This window comes from Sphingomonas sp. SAFR-052 (assembly GCF_051965015.1).
Lineage (GTDB): Bacteria > Pseudomonadota > Alphaproteobacteria > Sphingomonadales > Sphingomonadaceae > Sphingomonas.
In genome coordinates, this window is record NZ_JBQCMO010000001.1 from 144,387 (window position 1) to 162,465 (window position 18,079).

Here is an 18,079-nt window from a genome sequence, read left to right on the forward strand (position 1 = left end):
GCCACGCCCAAAGCCGCATTTCGTTCCAAAGCTGTCATAGCTTCGCAACAAAATGCTTGAGACCCACCCTCATGATGCCGGTGCCGCAGAGGTGGCGACACATCGACCCGCCGGTCCTTCGGAGCCGGGACGAAGGTCGGGACGCCACCAGGTCGAGGACGACGCGATAGCCGTTTCACGCTTGGGGGTTCAAATGCGCAACCGACATCTGCTTTTCTTCAGTGCCGCCCATCTGGCGCTGCTGGCACCGGCCATGGCATCGGCCCAGGAACTCGCCGCCGCCGCCACGGCCGCCGCGACCGCACCCGAAGGGGAGGGGCAGACCGGCGAAGGCGAGATCGTCGTCGAGGGCGTCCGCCAGCAATATGTCGCCAACGTGCCGACGATCGAGGTGCCGCAGAGCATCCAGGTGCTGTCGGCGGAAACGCTGAAGGATGCCGGGATCACCCGGCTCGACAACGCGCTCGACTTCGCGACCGGCATTGCGCGGCAGAATAATTTCGGCGGCCTGTTCGACGTGTTCGCCTGCCGGGGCTTCACCGGCGACGAAAGCAGCGGCAGCAACTATCTGGTCAACGGTTTCAACGCCGCACGCGGGTACGGCGGCGGTCGCGACACGTCGAACGTGCAGCAGATTCAGGTGCTCAAGGGCCCCAATTCATCGCTGTTCGGCCGTGGTGAGCCGGGCTGTACCGTCAACATCATCACCAAGAAGCCGGGCTTCGACCTGCATGGCAGCGCGATCCTGTCGGTGGGCAGCTTCAACAATTTCCGCAGCGAAGGCGATTTCAACGTGCCGCTGTCGGACCGGGTCGCGGTGCGCGTGACCGGTGCCGCCGAATCCGCCGACAGCTTCCGCGACTTCGTGTCGAGCGAGAAGGTGACGGTCACCCCGTCGATCCTCGCCAAACTCGGGCAGGACAGCTCGATCAGCTACGAATTCGAATTCATTGATCAGAAGGTGACGTTCGACCGCGGCATCGTCGCGCCAACCGGCAATCTGAAGCTGGTGCCGCGCGAGCGTTTCTTCGGCGAACCCGACGACGGCCCGGTCCATGTCCGCGCCATGGGGCATCAGGCGCAGTTGCAGCACGACTTCAGCCCCGACTGGTCGCTGGTCCTGGGCGTCGGCTATCGCGACACCTTCTTCCGCGGCAGCTCGACCGAGGCCGAATTGGCCGCCGGTCGCCAGCGCATCTATACCGACGGCACGACGCTGTCACGCCAGCGCCGCGTGCGCGACTATTCGACCACCGACCTGACCTTCCGCGGCGAACTGAGCGGCGAATTCGCCACCGGCCCGGTTGGCCATCACATGATCATCGGCGCCGACTGGGACGATTACGAACTCGACATCGTCCAGAACCGCTATCGCCCGCCGGTCGTCGCGTCGCAACTGGCCGGCAACCTCGCGCTTGGCAACCGCATCAACATCTTCGATCCGGTCTATGGCCGCCTGCCGGTCGCGGGCGCGTTCCAAAGCTATCGCGAACGGCAATATAGCTGGGGCGGGTATCTGCAGGATCAGGTCGATGTGACCGATGCGTTCAAGGTCCGGTTCGGCGGGCGCTATGACGAGTTCGAACAGATCGTCGACGACCGCATCTCCCGCCGCCGGACCATGCAGTCGAAGACCGCGTTCAGCCCCTCGGTCGGCGCGACCTATCTCCTAAGCGACGATTTCTCGGTCTACGCGAATTACGGCCGCGGCTTCCGCCCGAACAACGGCACCGACGCGAACAACAATGCCTTCGAACCCGAACGCACCATCTCCTACGAAGCGGGCGCGAAAATGTCGCTGCTGCGCAATCGGCTGACCGGCACGCTCGCCGTCTTCAAGACGACCAAGAGCAACGTGCTAACCGCCGACCCGGTCAACGCCAATTTCTCGCTGGCGGTGGGCAAAGCGCGCTCGAAGGGCGTCGAGGCCGAACTGTCGGGCAACCTGCCTGCCGGGTTCCGCGTCCAGCTGAACTACGCCTATGTCGATGCCGAGGTTGCCGCCAACGCGCTCGACCCCAATTTTGGCTTCGGCCTGCGCGAGGGCGATCCGCTCATCAACATTCCCAAGAACAGCGGCAGCGCGCTGCTGTTCAAGGACTTCGATATCGGCAGCAGCCGTCTGACGTTGGGCGCGGGCATCAACTATGTCGGCAAGCGGCTGGGCGAGACCGGCTTCCGCTTCACCAATGGCGATTTCTACTATCTGCCCGCCTATACGCTGACCCGCGTCATGGCGTCGTACGAACCGAACGAGCGGCTGCGCGTGTCGGGCGAGGTGACGAACCTGTTCGACGAACAATATTTCCCCAGCTCCTATTCGCGACTGTGGACGCTGCCGGGCGCCCCGCGCCAGTTCATGGTCCGGGTCGGCTACTCCTACTGATCGGCTGTCTACATTTTCCTCTCATTACCAAGGAGTTGTCATGTCCGACCAACGCCTGTTTCGCGCATCGCGCTGGATCGCCGCCGGGGTGATCGCCGCGCTTGCCGCCCCGTCCTTCGCCCACGGCATCTGGTTCGCACAGCGCGCCAAACAGATCGCGCTGGTCTACGGCATCGGCGCCGACGATCTCGACATGGTCCGCCGCCTGCCGCAGGTTGAACATATCGTCGCCTACGACGCGCAGTTCCGCCCGATCGCCGCGAGTGCGCGCGTATCGGGGCCGGTGGTGCTGATCGATACCCCCGCCAAGCCGGTACTGGTCAGCGCGGTGCTGCAGAATGGCACCTGGTCGCGGCGCGGCACGGGCGAGTTCGAGAAGAAGGGCCGCGACGAGATGCCCGATGCGACCCTGTCCGAACGGACCGTCAAATATGCGGTCACGATCGAAGGTCCGCTGACCGGTCGCATCCCGGCCCTGCCGCATCAGATGCTGCAACTGGTCCCCGCCGGTCCGCTGCCTGAAGAACGTGGCGCGCCGCTCAAATATATCGCACTGTTCAACGGCAAGCCGCAGGCGGGCGTGGGGGTGATCGCCGACATGGTCAACGATCCCGACGCGAAGGAGGTCGAAACCGCCGCCGATGGCAGCGTCACCCTGCCGGTCCGCAACCAGGGGCTGAACGTGCTGCGCGCGGTGTATGCCGGGCCGAGCGACGATCCGAAGAAATACGACCGGATCGAACACACCGCCACGCTCGCCTTCACTTTGCCACACGCGCCCGAATGATCGGGTGAGGGGCGATCGCCGCGCCTGCGTACAGATCGGCGACGGCGGTGCGCCGTCCCCCTTTCGGAGCTTCCCACGATGCGTCACGTCCTGACCGGTTTCGCCGTTGCCGCCCTGCTCGCCAGCCCGGCGTTCGCCCATCCCAAGCTGGTGTCGGCGACTCCCGCCGCCGATGCCAAGGTCACGGTGGCGCCAAAGACGCTGACGCTGACCTTTTCCGAAAAGCTGGTCGCGCCGCTCTCGGGCGCGGAACTCACCATGTTGCCGATGCCCGGCATGGGCCCGCACCGCATCCCCGCAACCGCCAAGGTCGGCGATGACGGCAACTCGCTGATGCTGACGCTCGCCCGGCCGCTGCCGCGCGGCAGCTACCGTGTCGACTGGCACGTCGTGTCGACCGACACGCACCGCGTAACCGGCAGCTACACGATCACGGTCGGCTGACCTTGGGCGACGGGCCGCTGATCGTCGTGCGCGGCCTGTTGCTGGCGGTGTTGCCGGCGACGTTCGGGCTGGCATGGTTCGCGCGGCAGCGGATGGTCGCGCGCCGGGTGCTGATCGCCGCCACCATCGCCGCGCTACTGCTGTCGGCGGTCGCCTTCGTCCTGCTGGCGGCGGCAATGACCGGGGCGGGGGTCGCCGCGCTCGATCGCGACCTGCTGGTGATGCTGGTGCGCGATACGACGCCCGGTACCGCCTTCCTGATCCGCACCGCCGCCTTGCTGGCGATGCTGGTCGCGCTGATCGTACCGCAGCCGCGCTTCGCGCTCGTCACGCTGCTGGCGGCGGTGGCCGGCGCGACGCTGGCATGGAACGGTCATGGCGCGATGCATGACGGCGCGACCGGGTGGCTGCACCTCGTGCCCGACATCGTTCATCTGCTGGCGGCCGGTGCATGGCTCGGCGCGCTGGCGGTGTTCGTTACCCTTGCACTCCGCCGCGCGCCGGAGACCGCCGATACACTGGCCGGTTTCGCCGGGTTCGGCACCGTGATCGTCGCCGCGATCATGCTGACCGGCCTCGTCAACGCCTGGATGATGGTCGGCATCGACGGCATCGCCCGGCTGGGCGACAGCCTGTACGGGCAGCTGCTGCTCGCCAAGCTCGCGCTCTTCGCGCTGATGCTGGCGCTCGCCGCCGCCAACCGCTTCGTCCTGACCCCCCGCCTGACCGCCGACGGCGACCTGCGCGTGCTACGCATCAGCCTGTCGACCGAATTCGCTGCCGGCGTGCTGATCGTGCTGCTGATCGGCTGGGCCGGCACGCTCGAACCGCCGGTCTCGGCAATCTCCTAAACCGCCGTCACCGGCGCGGCATCCTCGGCGGTCAGCATCCGCACTTCGTAGATCACCGCATCGCCGGTCTTCGCGGTCAGATCGACCTTGGCATCAGGCCGTCCCTGCGCCCCGGCCGACGGGATCGGATAGTCGAGCGCCACGAACCGGTCGCTCGCCGGCCCCTTGTGCGTCGCGGTCGCCAACGGTGCGCCATCGATCGCGATGTCGACCGTGCGATCGACGTCGCGGCCCCAGATCAGCAGCCGCAGCACTGCCGGTCCGGGTCGCCGCGCCAGCGTCAGCGACAGCGTCTGTCCCGGCTTGATCCGCCGCGCCGATCGCCCGGCCCAGTTGACGACCTCGCTGCCGCCCGGCGCCACCCGGTGGTCGCGCTCGGGCTGCATCTCGCCCATATACAACGTGTCGACCGTCCGCCGGCCGAGCGCGCGCGCCTCCGCCTGTGCCCTGACGTAATCGCCACGCGCCGCCGCCCAGCGATCGGTGGTGAAGGTCGGCAGATACACCGCCGTCCGCCGATCCCATTGCGAATAGAAGGGGCGGAAGGTCAGCGCCTCGCCCAGCGCACCGGTCGCGGCGAAGCGATTGTCGCCGGCGGGCGTCAGGCTGGCGGTGATCGCGCCGTCGCTGACCAATGCCGGGCCGGTGCCGTCGAACGGCTGCGCCTCGCTGCCCATGTCGGCGGCGAGCACCAGCGGGCCATAGGTAAAGGCGATAATCGTCGGATCGTCGGGCGTCGCTTCGGCGGCCAGCGTCATCGGCAGCGTCAGTGCGACCTTGTCGCCCGTACGCCACCGCCGGTCGAGCACCGCATAGCCGTTCCGGAGCGTCGGCGTCACCGCCTGCCCGTTCAGCGCCACCACCGGGTCCTTCGCCCAACCGGGCAGGCGGATCGCAATCGCCTGCCGCCCGCGTGGTGCGCGGCGCACGGTCAGCGTCGCCGCCCCCTGCAACGGCATTGCCGTATCCAGATCGACCGCCAGCCCGCGCTCGCGCCAGTCGAGCGCAGAGGGCACGAACAGGTTCAGGTACAGCGTGTCGGCGTCTTGCCACCAGATTGAATCGGCGTGCTTGGCGTGGCTTTCCATGCCCGACCCGACACAGCACCAGAAACTGTCGTCGGGGCTGGAATAGGTCCGCCGCGCACCCGCCGCCAGCGGCATGAAATAGACGAACCGTCCGTCACGCGGCCGTTGATGCGCGAGCATGTGGTTGATCTGCACCCGCTCGTAATAATCGAACCAGCGCGCCTCGGGCTGCCAGCCATACAGATGGCGGGTGAGCTTCAGCATATTGTAGCTGTTGCACGCCTCGCACGTCGCCTCGCCCAGCCGCCTCGACAGTTGGTCGGGCTGGCCGAAATGCTCACGCTCCGAATTGCCGCCGATCACATAGCTGTGATGGCCGGTCACTCGCTGGTGAAAGAAGCGCGCTGCGGTCGCATGTGCCGGCGCGCCGGTCAGTTCGTGCAGGCGCGCAAGGCCGATCACCTTCGGAATCTGGGTATTGGCGTGCAGTCCGGCGAGCCTGTCCTGCTGCGCGGTCAGCGGGTCGAGCACCGCCTTGTGCCGAATCTTCTCCGCCATGCGCAGCCAGCGGGAATCGCCGGTCAGCGCATAGGTATCGGCATAGCTTTCGTTCAGCCCGCCATGTTCGGCCGCCAGGATGCGCTGCATCTGGTCGTCGGACAGCGGTTCGAGCACGTCCGCCAGATAGCCGGCCATGCCGAGCAGCACCGGCATCGCCCGCTTGTTGCCGGCCAGTACATGCGCGTCGATCAGCCCGGCATGCACCTTGTGCCATGTATAGAGCGGCACCCAGCCGCCGTTCAGGTCGAACCCGTTGCTGCGGATGTCGCCGCGGCGCAGTTCCTCGAACACGATCTTGCCATCGACGGTCTTGCCGCCGCGCTCGACGGTGGTGCCACCGACATAGCCGTCGCCATGTGCGACTTGGATCCGCGCCATTTCGCTAAGCGCATGGTCGAGCCGCGCGGCGATCGCCGCGTCGCCGCTATTGGCGATGGTCAGCGCGCACGCCGACAGCCAGTGGCCAAGGCTGTGGCCGGCGATCCCCTGCGCCTCCCAGCCGCCATAGACCGGCTTGGGCGCGGGCAGGCCGGCCGAGACGTAGAAATTGTGCAGCAGCCGTTCGGGATCGAGTTCGAGAAGATAGCGGCGATTGGCGGCAAAGGCGTCGGCGAAGGGGGAGGGTTGCAACGTTATAAATCGGGCCGGCACCGGTTCGACGCGACGCACGGCCGGAGTCGCGGCCAACGCCGATACGCCGAACGGCAACAGGCTGGCGCCGATCAACAGGCTCCGTCGACCAACCGACATCGTCCGATCCTGTCCGTTGCAGCACGGGGGCGGGGGCGTAACGGGGTTCGACATCGGCGGTCCTGACTGACGTTTTGGTATCGCTACCTAAATCATGGACAAATTGTCTGACTTTTCAAGATGCGTCAACCGGGGATGGCGTAATCCTGCCAATGGTATCGCTATCATTGTAACCGGACGGCTGTGCATAGCGTCGTACAGTCCGTGCGAACGCGACCGGTAGAATAGTCCGAAAAGCGGTCGAAAACTGGTCACGAGGGGTTGGCATATCGACTGCAACCGAATTGCAACAGCTCCGAGATTTTTCGCTGCTCCCCCATTGCATTCCGTGATCTTGACGATAATTGTCCGAGTATAGATAGGCTCAATCAAGGGCCGGATCGGGGAGGGTCTCATGGTCGTCAGGGCCGGGATGCTGGCGTCGGCATCCGCAATCGCTTTGTTCCTGGGTGCGCCCGCTTTTGCGCAGGCCGTGGAGCCGACCCCCGGCGTGCCCGCCGATAGCCCCGAACAGGCCGGCGACGGCACCGTTTCGCGCGATGCCACGGCGGATGAGGGCGACGAGATCGTCGTCACCGGCGTCCGTGCCTCGATCGTCGGCGCGCTCAACGTGAAGCGCAACGCGACGCAGGTCGTCGACTCGATCGTGGCCGAGGACGTCGGCAAACTGCCCGACAATAACGCGATAGAAGCGTTGCAGCGCGTCAGCGGCATTCAGGTCACCAACCGCGCCGGTGGCGAGGCGGCGGCGATCTCGATCCGCGGTCTGCCCGATGCGCTGACCACGATGAACGGCCGCAACATCTTCACCGCGTCGGGACAGGCGTTCGCGCTGGCGGACATTCCCGCCAACCTCGTCAAGCGGATCGACGTGTACAAGACGCGCGCCGCCGACCAGATCGAAACCGGCATCGCCGGACAGATCGATGTGTTCACCAGGCGGCCGTTCGACTTCAACGGCTTCGCTTTGTCGGGCGTCGCGCGCGGCATCTACAACGAACAGGCGGACAGCTTTAACCCCAACCTGTCGGGCCTCATCAGCAATCGCTGGGAAACCGGCATCGGCGATATCGGCGTGCTGGTCAGCGGCAGCTATGCCCGCACCAAATATCGCGACATGAGCGTGACGGCGGGCGCGATGGTGCCGTTCGTCACCGAAAATCCGCCGCCGGGCTTCACGCCGCTGCAGCGCGTTTTCCCCGAAACCGGTGCGTGGCAGCCGGGCACCGAGCGCGGCCTGCCGACCGCCGCCGGATCGACCTTCCTGCTCGGCGGGCGGCAGGTGCCCTATTATCTCTCGCGCGACGCGGTGTTCAGCCCCGATGTGGCGGGCACGCGCGATCGTCCGGCGGTGAACGCGGCGGTGCAATGGTCGCCGAACAGCAGCTCCACTTACACCGCCGAATTCTTCTGGAACCAGTTCCGCGCGACGACGCAGAACAGCCTGTTCTTCAGCTTCGTCGACTGGTGGGGATCGCTCGGCGCCAATCCGGCCTCGACCATCGAGCTCTATCCCGACACCAACATCATCAAGGCGCGCTCGGTCGGTGATGTGTTCGGCTTCAACAGCGGCGACTATACCCGGTCGAAGACCGACAGCTTCGTCTACGCCTTCAACGCCGATTGGAAGGTGGGCGAGACCGGCCGGATCACCGCCGACCTGTCGTACCAGAACAGCCGGTTCGACACGCAATTCCTCGCGATGCGGCTCAATCGCGTCGCGCGGCGGATCGACGTCGATTTCAACACCCGCAACGGCATTCCGGCGTATAACTTCGATAACAACGACTTGCTGGTCGATCCGACCCAATGGGATGTCGGCGAGTTCTACGACAACGCCAATCGCTCGAAAGGCGACGCCAAAACCCTGCACCTCGATGGCGAGAATAAGTGGGACGACGGCTTCCTGCGCCGAGTGAAGGCTGGCATCCGCATCGACGATCGCAACGCGGTGGATTCGGTGCGGTCGCAGGATGCGCGGGCGCTGGGGCGGAAATTCTCCGAACTCGATCCCGGTCTGCAACTGGTCAACAAGGACTTTTTCGACGGGCGCGCCAGCGTGCCGACATCGTGGCTGGTCCCGAACGGCACCTATATCTACGAGAATGTCGACGCGATCCGCCAGCTGTACAAGAGCAGTGTCGCGCCCAACTTCCTGCTGTCGGACCAGCTTCGCCTGACCGACGTGTTCGACATTAACGAAATCACGATGAGCGCTTACGCGCTGGCCGATGGGCAGTTCGACCTGTTCGGGCGGCCGTTCCATGTCCAGGCCGGCGTCCGCTATACCGATGTCGACACCAATTTCGTGTTCACCGACCGCTATAACGGCAATGTCACCCGCGCATCGAACGGCACCGCGCGGTTCCTGCCCAGCGCCACGCTGCGCTACGAGTTGACCGACAATTTCCGCATTCGCTTCAACTATGGCGAGACGTTGCGGCGTCCGGCGTTCGGCGATCTCAACCCCAATCCCAATCTGGTCGGCGACCTGACCAATATCGGGCGTGGCAGCGGCACGTCGGGCAATCCCAATTTGCGCCCGACCGTCGCCAAGAATTACGACCTGTCGGCCGAATGGTATTTCGAACGCAACAGCGCGATATATGGCACGCTGTTCCGGCGTGAGATCGACGGACTGGTCGTGCCGCTGACGTCGGTGCTGACCATTCCCAATACCGGCCTGAACACCAATGTCTTCGCCGTCACTCGTCCCGAAAATGCCTCGAACGGCGTGTTGAAGGGGATCGAGCTGGGGCTGACCTATTTCCCGACCTATCTACCCTCGCTGCTCGACGGGTTCGGTTTCCAGGGCAGTTTGACGCTGCTTGATTCGAACCAGAACATTCCGCTGACCGACAGTGCCGGCAATGTGACCGGTGAAACGCAGTCGGCCTTCTTCGGCGTGTCGGATTTGTCGTACAATGCGACGCTGGCCTATGAGAAGGGTGGCCTTGGCGCGCGCCTGTCCTATGTCTGGCGCAAGGCGTTCCTGTCGGGCAACGAGGCGCGGCTGTTCGCCAACCCGATCGGGGTGTGGCGGCGTCCCGAAAGCAGCCTCGATTTCCAGCTGACCTATGCGGTCACCGACCGGCTGGGGCTGACGCTCGATGCGGTCAACCTGACCAGCCAGACGCAGCAGAATTATTACCGGTTCGAGGATGCCGGCAATGCCGACCAGTTCAACCTCGGCACCACGCTGCTGTCGCGGACCTTCGCGGTCGGGCTGCGTTACTCGTTCGACTGACGCGCGCCGCTCGCCCGACCCAACCCAATCTGACGGAGTGACCTTTTATGATCCGGTCCACGCTTCCGCTCGCCGCCCTCGTCCTGCTCGCCGGTTGCAACGGCATTTCGGGCACCGATGCCAGCGGCAATATCTCGGCCCCCGCCGCCCCTGCGCCGACCCCGACGCCCACGCCAACCCCCACGCCGACTCCGACCCCGACGTCGGGCATGCTGGCGCTGACCGGTGACACCATGCCGGTGCATGACCCGGCGATCATCAAGGACGGCAACACCTATTTCCTGTTCGCGACCGGATCGGTGACCGATCGCGAAGGATTGCTGGCGACGCGCACCTCGACCGATCTGAAGGCGTGGACGTGGCGCGGACCTGCTTATACCGCGCTGCCGGTATGGACCGCGACGGCGGTGCCCGGCACGTCGGGCATCTGGGCACCCGATATCGTCAAGCGCGGTGGTGAATATCGCCTCTATTATTCGGTCTCGACTTTCGGCAGCAATCGATCAGCGATCGGCCTGACCGTCAACAACGCGCTGAACGTCAATGCGCCGGCGACCGGATGGGTCGACAAGGGCGCGGTGATCCAGTCGAACACCAGCGACAATTTCAACGCGATCGACCCGGCCGTCTTCACCGACGCCGATGGTCGCGAATGGATGGCGTTCGGCAGCTTCTGGACTGGGATCAAGATGGTGCGGCTCGACCCCGCCACCGGCCTGCGCCTCGCCAGCGACCAGACCATCTACCCGCTCGCCACCCGCGCCTTCCCCGGTGCGGTCGAGGCGCCGTTCGTCGTTCGCCACGGCGATTTCTACTATCTGTTCGTGTCGTTCGACAATTGCTGCCAGGGGGCCAACAGCACCTACAACACCGTCGTCGGCCGCTCGCGGACCCCGACGGGGCCGTATCTCGACAAGACCGGCAAATCGATGCTCGACGGCGGCGGATCGCTGGTGCTGGCATCGGGGCAGGGGACCGACGCGCGCTATGTCGGGCGCGGCCATGTCGCGGTGTTGCAGGAGGCGAGCGGCGATCACATCGTCTATCACGCCTATGACCGCGAACGGAACGGCGCACCCACGCTCCAGATCCAGCGGCTGACCTGGGATGCCGATGGCTGGCCGGTGGCGCAGTAGCATGGGGATCGCGCGCCCGCTGCTGTCGATTGCCGCGCTGTTGCTCGCCGGGGCGGGGGTCGCACAGACCGCCGCCCCCGAAGGCGATATCCGTCCGGTCCATGATCCGGTACTGATCCGGCAAGGCGCGACATGGCACGTTTTTTCGACCGGCATCGGTCGCGACGGGCAGGGGCTGATCGCCGAGCGCACCTCCAACGATCTGGTCCATTGGCAGGCGGGCACGCCGCCCTTCGCCAAGTTGCCCGACTGGGCGGTGCAGGCGATCCCGGGTGCGCGCAATCTGTGGGCGCCCGACATTTCGTTCGTGAACGGTCGCTATCGCCTCTATTATTCGGTCTCGACCTTCGGATCGAACCGGTCGGCGATCGGCCTCGCTACCAATGCGACGCTCGACCCGACAGTGCCCGGCTATGGCTGGCGCGACGAAGGCATGGTGCTGGGATCGGTGCCGAGCGATGCGTACAATGCGATCGACCCGTCATTCATCGTCGACAGGGGCGGCCGCCACTGGCTGTCCTTCGGCAGCTTCTGGAGCGGATTGAAGCTGGTCGAGCTGAACCCGCAGACCGGGAAGCCGCTGAACCCCGACGCCAAGCCAATGGCGCTCGCCAGCCGTCCGGTCCCGGCCGGCGCGCCCTCGATCATCGAAGCGCCCTTTATCTTCGAACGCGGCGGATATTACTGGCTGATCGCCAGCTACGACTATTGCTGCAAGGGCGTGAACAGCACCTATTACACCGTGATCGGCCGGTCGAAGACGATCACCGGCCCCTATCTGGGGAAGGATGGCAGTTCGATGCTGTCCGGCGGCGGCACCGTGCTGCTGCGCGCCGATCTGGAGGAAAAGGGCCGGTATCGCGGACCCGGCCACGCCGGCCATTACCGGGGGGACGACGGGATCGACCGCATCGTCTATCACGCCTACGACAAGGAAAATGCCGGTGCGCCGACCCTGCGGATCGCGACCCTGACATGGGGCAGCGATGGCTGGCCGAGCGCACAATGAAGGAGAGAATGCCGATGACCGACGCCCTGTCCCGCCGCTTGTTCCTAGGTGGGGCCGCCGCCGCCGGGGCCGCCAGCACGGTGCCCGGCTGGGCGCAGCGGCGCCGTGGGGGCACGACCGGCATCGTCAACCCGCTGGTCAAGAACCGCGCCGATGCGCAGGTGTTTCGCCACACCGATGGCTGGTATTATCTGACCGGGTCGGTGCCCGAATATGACCGGCTGGTGCTGCGTCGGTCGAAGACGATCGGCGGGCTGACGAACGCGCAAGAAAAGGTCCTGTGGCGGCACGAGGCGTCGGGGCCGCGATCCGGCTTCCTGTGGGCGCCCGAGCTGCACCAGATCGACGGCAAGTGGATCATGTATTTCGCCGCCGGCCCCAGCGGCGGCGGCGAGGACGTGTTCCGCATCCGCACCTACGCCGTGGTGTGCGACGGTCCCGATCCGATGATCGGCAACTGGACGGTGCTGGGTCAGCTCGAAACGCCATGGGACAGCTTCAACCTCGATTCGACCAGCTTCGTCCATCGCGGCACCCGCTATTTGGCATGGGCGCAGCGGGAGCCGGGAATCGAGACCAATTCGAACCTGTACCTCGCCCCGCTGGCCACGCCGCTGACGCTGGCCGCCAAGCCCGCGCGGCTGACCGTGCCGACGCTGCCTTGGGAGATTCGCGGCTACAAGGTCGCCGAGGCGCCGGCGCTGCTCGCGCGCAACGGGCGGCTGTTCATGACCTATTCGGCGAGCGCCACCGATGCGCGCTATTGCCTGGGCATGCTGACCGCACGCGACGATGCCGACATCATGGACCCGGCGGCATGGACCAAGTCGCCGCAGCCGGTGATGAAGACCGATCCTGCGCGCAAAATCTTCGGCCCCGGCCATAACAGCTTCACCGTCGACGAACGCGGCCGCGACATGCTGGTCTTCCATGCGCGCGATTATGAAAAGATCACCGGCGATCCGCTGTTCGATCCCAATCGGCACACCCGCGTTCAACCGGTCCGCTACAATGCGGACGGCGTGCCGCAGTTCGAACCGCCCGCCGCCAATGGTCCGCTGCGGGTCTGAACGCCCCGGCATTGAACGACCAACCGCCCGGCAACCCCGCATTGCCGGGCGGTTTTGCATGGACGAAGAATCGATCCAGAACAGCGCCCTGCCGATACACCATCTGCTCGTTCCCGGCAGGTATCGTTGCAGGAACAGCCATTTGGCGTCTGCCGCGTTAACTATCTGGTATCCGCTCCCGATCTATTGATCCCCCTGCGGCCAAGGTTGCCAGGCGGGGGAGCGTTGATGCGTAAGTTGGGAGTTTTGCTGGCGGCGACTGCTGCTGTGGTGGTGGCGGGACCGGCGGCAGCGCAGGGATTGCGCGGAGTCGTGACCACCAACGGCCAGAAACCCGATGCGAAACCGGGCGAGGAAGAGTCGGCCAACACCTCCGACATCGTCGTCACCGCGACTCGCCGTTCGCAGCGCCTGTCGAACGTGCCGATCGCGGTCAGCGCCTATAGCACCGCCGCGCTCCAGAATTCTGGCGCGACCGATATTCGCCAGATGGCGCAACTGTCGCCCTCGCTGATCGTGTCCTCGACCGGGTCCGAAGCCAATGCGGCGGCGCGCCTGCGCGGCATCGGCACCGTCGGCGACAATCCCGGCCTCGAAAGCTCGGTCGCGGTGTTCATCGACGGCGTCTATCGCAGCCGCACCGGATCGGGCCTGAACGATCTGGGCGAGGTCGAGCGGATCGAGGTGCTGCGCGGGCCGCAGGGCACGCTGTCGGGTCGCAATTCGTCGGCCGGCGCGATCAGCATCTACACCAAATATCCCTCGTTCACCTTTGGCGGCTATGGCGAGGCGAGCTACGGCAATTTCAATGCGGTGCGCCTGGCGGGCGCGCTGACCGGTCCGATCGTTGCCGACAAGCTGGCGTTCCGTGTCGACGGCGTGGTCGGCAAGCGCGACGGCTTTTACCGCGACGTCGTCAACAATACCGATTACAACGACCGCAATCGCTATTTCGTGCGCGGGCAGCTATTCTTCAAACCGGTCGACAATTTCTCGATCCGGCTGATCGGCGACTATACCCATCGCGACGAAAAATGCTGCGGCGCGGTCTATATCAACACGCAGGAAAAGGTTGATCCGACCCCGGGCGTCGCGGGCGACTATGCCTTGTCGCCGCAGAACCGGATCGTGTCGATCCTGCAAAGCCTGGGCGGGGTGCTGCCGAGCGACGGCGATCCCTATAACCGCCGCATCGCCAACACCCGCGGTCGGGCGTACGGCAACATCACCACTGATTACGGCGCGTCGGCGCGTATCGGCTGGACCTTCTCCAACCTCCAGCTCATTTCGATCAGCGCGTATCGCGAATACAAGGCGGGCGGGGCGGCCGATGTCGATTACGGCAATGTCGACATCGCCTATCGCCCCGACGACGGGAACGCGTACCGCGAATTCCACACCTTTACGCAGGAAACGCGGTTGAGCGGCGGCCTCTTCAACAACCGCCTCGACTGGATGGTCGGCGGCTATTACGCACACGAAAATCTGGCGGTGGTCGATAATATCCGCTTCGGCACCCAATATGGCGCGTTCGCGGCCTGTCGGGTGGTCGCGACGATCAACCCGCTTGCGGCATTGCGCAATCCGGCGGCGAGCGGGTGCCTGAGCACCGCCGGCCGCGCCGCACTGACCCCGGCGGTCGGCCCGCAGATCATCGGTGCGATCGACCGGCTGAGCACGCTCAACGACCTTGGTAGCGTGCGTGACGTCTATGACCAGACCAGCAGCAACTATGCGTTCTTCACGCACAATATCCTGAAGGTGACCGATACGCTCAGCCTGACCGGCGGGCTTCGCTATACCAATGAACAAAAGTCGCTGAACGCCAGCTTCGTCAACAACAACACCGTCTGCCCGACGCAGCAGGCGGCGATGGCGCCACTGCTCGGCAGCAGCAACGCGACGCTCAGGTCGCTGGCCGCCGGCATCGTGACGCTGACCTGCACCGGCAATTCCACGTCCGCACTGACCGGCGTGCCGATCCGCGACAAGCTGCGCGAAGGACAGGTGACCGGCACGACCGTGATGTCGTGGAAGCCGGTGCCGAGCACGCTACTCTATGCGTCCTACGCGCGCGGGTACAAGGCGGGCGGCTACAACCTCGACCGGTCCGACCTGTCGGCGACGGTGTTCACGACCCCGACCGCGGCGTCGGCGCGCAACCTGCGCTTCGATCCGGAAACGGTGCAGGCGCTGGAAATCGGCGTCAAATATAGCTCGGCAAAGTTCACCGCGAACCTCGCCGCGTTCCGCTCCGCTTTCCGCAATTTCCAGCTGAACACGTTCAACGGCACTAACTTCATCGTCCAGAACATCAGTTCGTGCGACCAGTCGCTGGCCGGTGCCGATCGCGACAACAACTCGGCGACCGGCCAGTGTTCGGGCAAGGTCGGCGCGGGCGTGGTGACGCAGGGGTTCGAATTCGAAGCCGGCGCCTATCCGGCGCGCGATGTCGCGTTCAACATCGGTTACACCTATGCCCACACCCAGTATCGCGATAATCTGGTCGGCAGCGAGGCGGGGGAGCCGCTGAACGCCGCACTGTTCCTGCTGCCCGGCAACCAGATGTCGAACGCGCCGCGCCATACCGTCACCAACTCGGCGGTGTGGACCCCGCCCGTCGGCCGCAACCTGAGCGCGCTCTTCTATGTCGATAGCCGCCTGACCAGCGACTATAACACCGGATCGGACCTGTTCGCCGAAAAGCGGCTTGACGGCTTTTTCCTGATGAACGCCCGCATAGGCCTGCGCGGACCCGAACAGCGCTGGGCGATCGAGTTCTGGGGACAGAATATCCTCGACACCGATTATCAGCAGGTCGCTTTTGCCGCCCCGTTCCAGGGGGCGGGCAGCGTGTCGCAGGTGACGCGCTTCGGCGCACCCGCCTTTGGCGTCGGCAATGCGGTAATCTCTTCCTACCTCGCCGAACCGCGCACCTACGGCATCACGCTGCGGTCGCGGTTCTGACGATGCCCTTCACGCCTGTTACGGACGAACTGAACCCATGAAGATTCCTCGTAAGCTGGGGCTTTCGTTCCTTGCCGTTATCGCGTCGGCAGCGGTGGTCATGCTGGTGTTCTTCACCAGCATCATGATGATCGCGCGGTCGACCGAACGGAACAATCACAGCCGCGACGTCTTTGCGAAGGCGCTGACCCTCGAAACGTCGATCCTGCGGCAGAACAGCCAGTTTCGCGGGTTCCTGGTCACTGGCGATCCGACCTATTTGAAATCCTATGACGAAGGGCGGCAGGAGTTCGACGAGACCGCAGCCGTGCTGGCGGGGATGCTGACCGTCCAGTCCGAGAAGGAACAGCTGGGGGAGGCGCGCCGTGAGACGCTGGCATGGCGGCGGAACTGGGGCGACCGGCTGATCGCGAAGGTGAAGGCGGGCGACCGCGACGGCGCGCAGGAGGAAGTGCGCGGCGCCGGGCAGAAGGTACTGGTCAGCAAGGTCGCGCTGCCGCTGCGCGCGCTGCGCGCGACCGAGACCGAGGAGATGGAGGCGAATTCGGCGGCGCAGGCGAGCGCGATCACCACTGCGCTGATCGCACTGGCGATCGGTGGCGTCGCGCTGATCGGAATCGCCATCGCGCTGTCGGTCATGCTCAGCCGCCAGATCGCCCGGCCGATCACCGCGCTGACGCAGGCGATGGCCGATTTGGCGGCCGGGCGGCACGATATCGCGGTCGACGCGGCGGGACGCGGCGACGAACTGGGCGACATGGCGCGCGCGGTGCTGGTGTTCCGCGACACGGCGGCGGCGAAGGTGGCCGACGATCGCGACCGGCTGGCGGCGATGACCGCGATCGGCGGGGGCTTGCGGAGCCTGTCGCAGGCCGATCTGACCGCACGGGTCGCCGATGTGCCCGAGGCGTTCCGCACGCTGTCGGACGACTTCAACAACGCCACCTCCAGCCTCAGCCGGGTGCTGGGCGAGGTGCGCGGCAGCGTCGATTCGATCAAGCTGAACTCGGACGAGATTTCGCAAGCGGCGATGGATCTGGCCGAACGGACCGAGCGCGAGGCGGCGGCGTTGCAGCAATCGTCGTCGGCGCTGGACGAGGTGACTCGATCGATCCGCGACGGGGCGGGGGCGGCGACCGGCGCCAGCAGCGCGATGGCCGATACCCGGACCGAGGCGGAACGCGGCGACGCGATCGTGCGGCAGGCGATCGAGGCGATGCACGGCATCGAACGCGCCAGCAACGAGATCGCCGAGATCATCAGCCTGATCGACGGCATCGCCTTCCAGACCAATTTGCTGGCGCTGAACGCCGGGGTCGAGGCGGCGCGCGCGGGCGAGGCGGGCAAGGGCTTTGCGGTGGTCGCATCCGAAGTCCGCGCACTGGCGCAGCGTTCGGCCGATGCCGCGACCGAGGTGAAGAACAAGGTCCAGTCGGCATCGACCCATGTCCAGGCCGGCGTGGAACTGGTCGGACAGACCGGGCAGGCGCTAGCCCGAATTATCGAACGGGTGGCATCGGTCGGCGGTTCGATCGACGCGATCGCGCGCCAGTCGGATCATCAGGCGACCAGCCTTGGCCAGATCAACGTCGCCATCGCCGAGATGGACGCAATGACGCAGCAGAATGCGGCGATGGTCGAACAGACCTCCGCCGCCGCGCGCCAGCTGGTATCGGAGGCGGAGGTGCTGGCCGGATCGGTCGCAACCTTTGCGATCGACGGCGGCGCGGCATCGAACGTCGCCAAGTTCACGCCGCGCAAGCAGCAGCGCCGCTGGGTCGCGCCGCCCGAACCCGCCGCGCGCCGCGCCGTCAATGCGAGTGACGACTGGGACGCGTTCTAA

General features: G+C 65.7%; 10 protein-coding genes and 1 pseudogene. 10 read left to right on the top strand and 1 reads right to left on the bottom strand.

Features of this window, described 5'->3' with window-relative positions; all coding sequences use genetic code 11:
* Positions 1–193 precede the first annotated feature (193 nt).
* The 4 genes from ACTHQV_RS00665 (at position 194) to copD (ending at position 4,468) form a co-directional block, all read left to right on the top strand.
* On the top strand, positions 194–2,386 hold the full coding sequence (locus tag ACTHQV_RS00665) for a TonB-dependent siderophore receptor (protein WP_440487863.1): 2,193 nt from the start codon (positions 194–196) through the stop codon (positions 2,384–2,386).
* A 40-nt stretch (positions 2,387–2,426) separates the two neighbouring features.
* The gene (locus ACTHQV_RS00670) at positions 2,427–3,173 is read left to right on the top strand and encodes a DUF4198 domain-containing protein (RefSeq protein ID WP_440487864.1); all 747 of its coding nucleotides are present in this window, start codon (positions 2,427–2,429) and stop codon (positions 3,171–3,173) included.
* 78 nt (positions 3,174–3,251) lie between these two features.
* Positions 3,252–3,617, top strand: coding sequence for a copper homeostasis periplasmic binding protein CopC (copC, locus tag ACTHQV_RS00675; RefSeq protein WP_440487865.1), 366 nt, complete (start codon positions 3,252–3,254; stop codon positions 3,615–3,617).
* Between the two features lie 2 nt (positions 3,618–3,619).
* Entirely contained in the window at positions 3,620–4,468 is an 849-nt protein-coding gene (gene copD, locus ACTHQV_RS00680; protein ID WP_440487866.1) for a copper homeostasis membrane protein CopD, read from the top strand.
* On the opposite strand, the gene ACTHQV_RS00685 is transcribed toward copD, so the two are convergent.
* Positions 4,465–6,807, bottom strand: a complete 2,343-nt coding sequence (locus ACTHQV_RS00685) for a beta-L-arabinofuranosidase domain-containing protein (protein ID WP_440487868.1) — start codon at positions 6,805–6,807, stop codon at positions 4,465–4,467. The genes copD and ACTHQV_RS00685 overlap by 4 nt on opposite strands.
* Before the next feature lie 394 nt (positions 6,808–7,201).
* Between ACTHQV_RS00685 and ACTHQV_RS00690 the strand changes: the two genes are divergently transcribed.
* From ACTHQV_RS00690 to ACTHQV_RS00715, 6 genes and pseudogenes are all read left to right on the top strand, one after another.
* The gene (locus tag ACTHQV_RS00690; RefSeq protein ID WP_440487869.1) at positions 7,202–10,054 is read left to right on the top strand and encodes a TonB-dependent receptor; all 2,853 of its coding nucleotides are present in this window, start codon (positions 7,202–7,204) and stop codon (positions 10,052–10,054) included.
* 47 nt (positions 10,055–10,101) lie between these two features.
* Positions 10,102–11,190, top strand: coding sequence for an arabinan endo-1,5-alpha-L-arabinosidase (locus tag ACTHQV_RS00695; RefSeq protein WP_440487870.1), 1,089 nt, complete (start codon positions 10,102–10,104; stop codon positions 11,188–11,190).
* A 1-nt stretch (position 11,191) separates the two neighbouring features.
* On the top strand, positions 11,192–12,199 hold the full coding sequence (locus tag ACTHQV_RS00700) for an arabinan endo-1,5-alpha-L-arabinosidase (protein WP_440487871.1): 1,008 nt from the start codon (positions 11,192–11,194) through the stop codon (positions 12,197–12,199).
* Positions 12,200–12,213: 14 nt separating this feature from the next.
* Positions 12,214–13,260, top strand: a pseudogene (locus tag ACTHQV_RS00705) (glycoside hydrolase family 43 protein); the annotation flags it as partial.
* Between the two features lie 237 nt (positions 13,261–13,497).
* A complete protein-coding gene (locus ACTHQV_RS00710) occupies positions 13,498–16,236 on the top strand; it encodes a TonB-dependent receptor (protein ID WP_440487872.1) in 2,739 nt (912 codons plus the stop codon).
* A gap of 37 nt (positions 16,237–16,273) precedes the next feature.
* Positions 16,274–18,079 (top strand): methyl-accepting chemotaxis protein, encoded by a 1,806-nt coding sequence (locus ACTHQV_RS00715; RefSeq protein ID WP_440487873.1) that lies wholly within the window; start codon positions 16,274–16,276, stop codon positions 18,077–18,079.

Coding starts and splice junctions, on each gene's coding strand:
- ACTHQV_RS00665 (WP_440487863.1), top strand. CDS start 194: ATGCGCAACCGACATCTGCTTTTCTTCAGTGCCGCCCATCTGGCGCTG.
- ACTHQV_RS00670 (WP_440487864.1), top strand. CDS start 2,427: ATGTCCGACCAACGCCTGTTTCGCGCATCGCGCTGGATCGCCGCCGGG.
- copC (WP_440487865.1), top strand. CDS start 3,252: ATGCGTCACGTCCTGACCGGTTTCGCCGTTGCCGCCCTGCTCGCCAGC.
- ACTHQV_RS00685 (WP_440487868.1), bottom strand. CDS start 6,807: ATGTCGGTTGGTCGACGGAGCCTGTTGATCGGCGCCAGCCTGTTGCCG.
- ACTHQV_RS00690 (WP_440487869.1), top strand. CDS start 7,202: ATGGTCGTCAGGGCCGGGATGCTGGCGTCGGCATCCGCAATCGCTTTG.
- ACTHQV_RS00695 (WP_440487870.1), top strand. CDS start 10,102: ATGATCCGGTCCACGCTTCCGCTCGCCGCCCTCGTCCTGCTCGCCGGT.
- ACTHQV_RS00700 (WP_440487871.1), top strand. CDS start 11,192: ATGGGGATCGCGCGCCCGCTGCTGTCGATTGCCGCGCTGTTGCTCGCC.
- ACTHQV_RS00710 (WP_440487872.1), top strand. CDS start 13,498: ATGCGTAAGTTGGGAGTTTTGCTGGCGGCGACTGCTGCTGTGGTGGTG.
- ACTHQV_RS00715 (WP_440487873.1), top strand. CDS start 16,274: ATGAAGATTCCTCGTAAGCTGGGGCTTTCGTTCCTTGCCGTTATCGCG.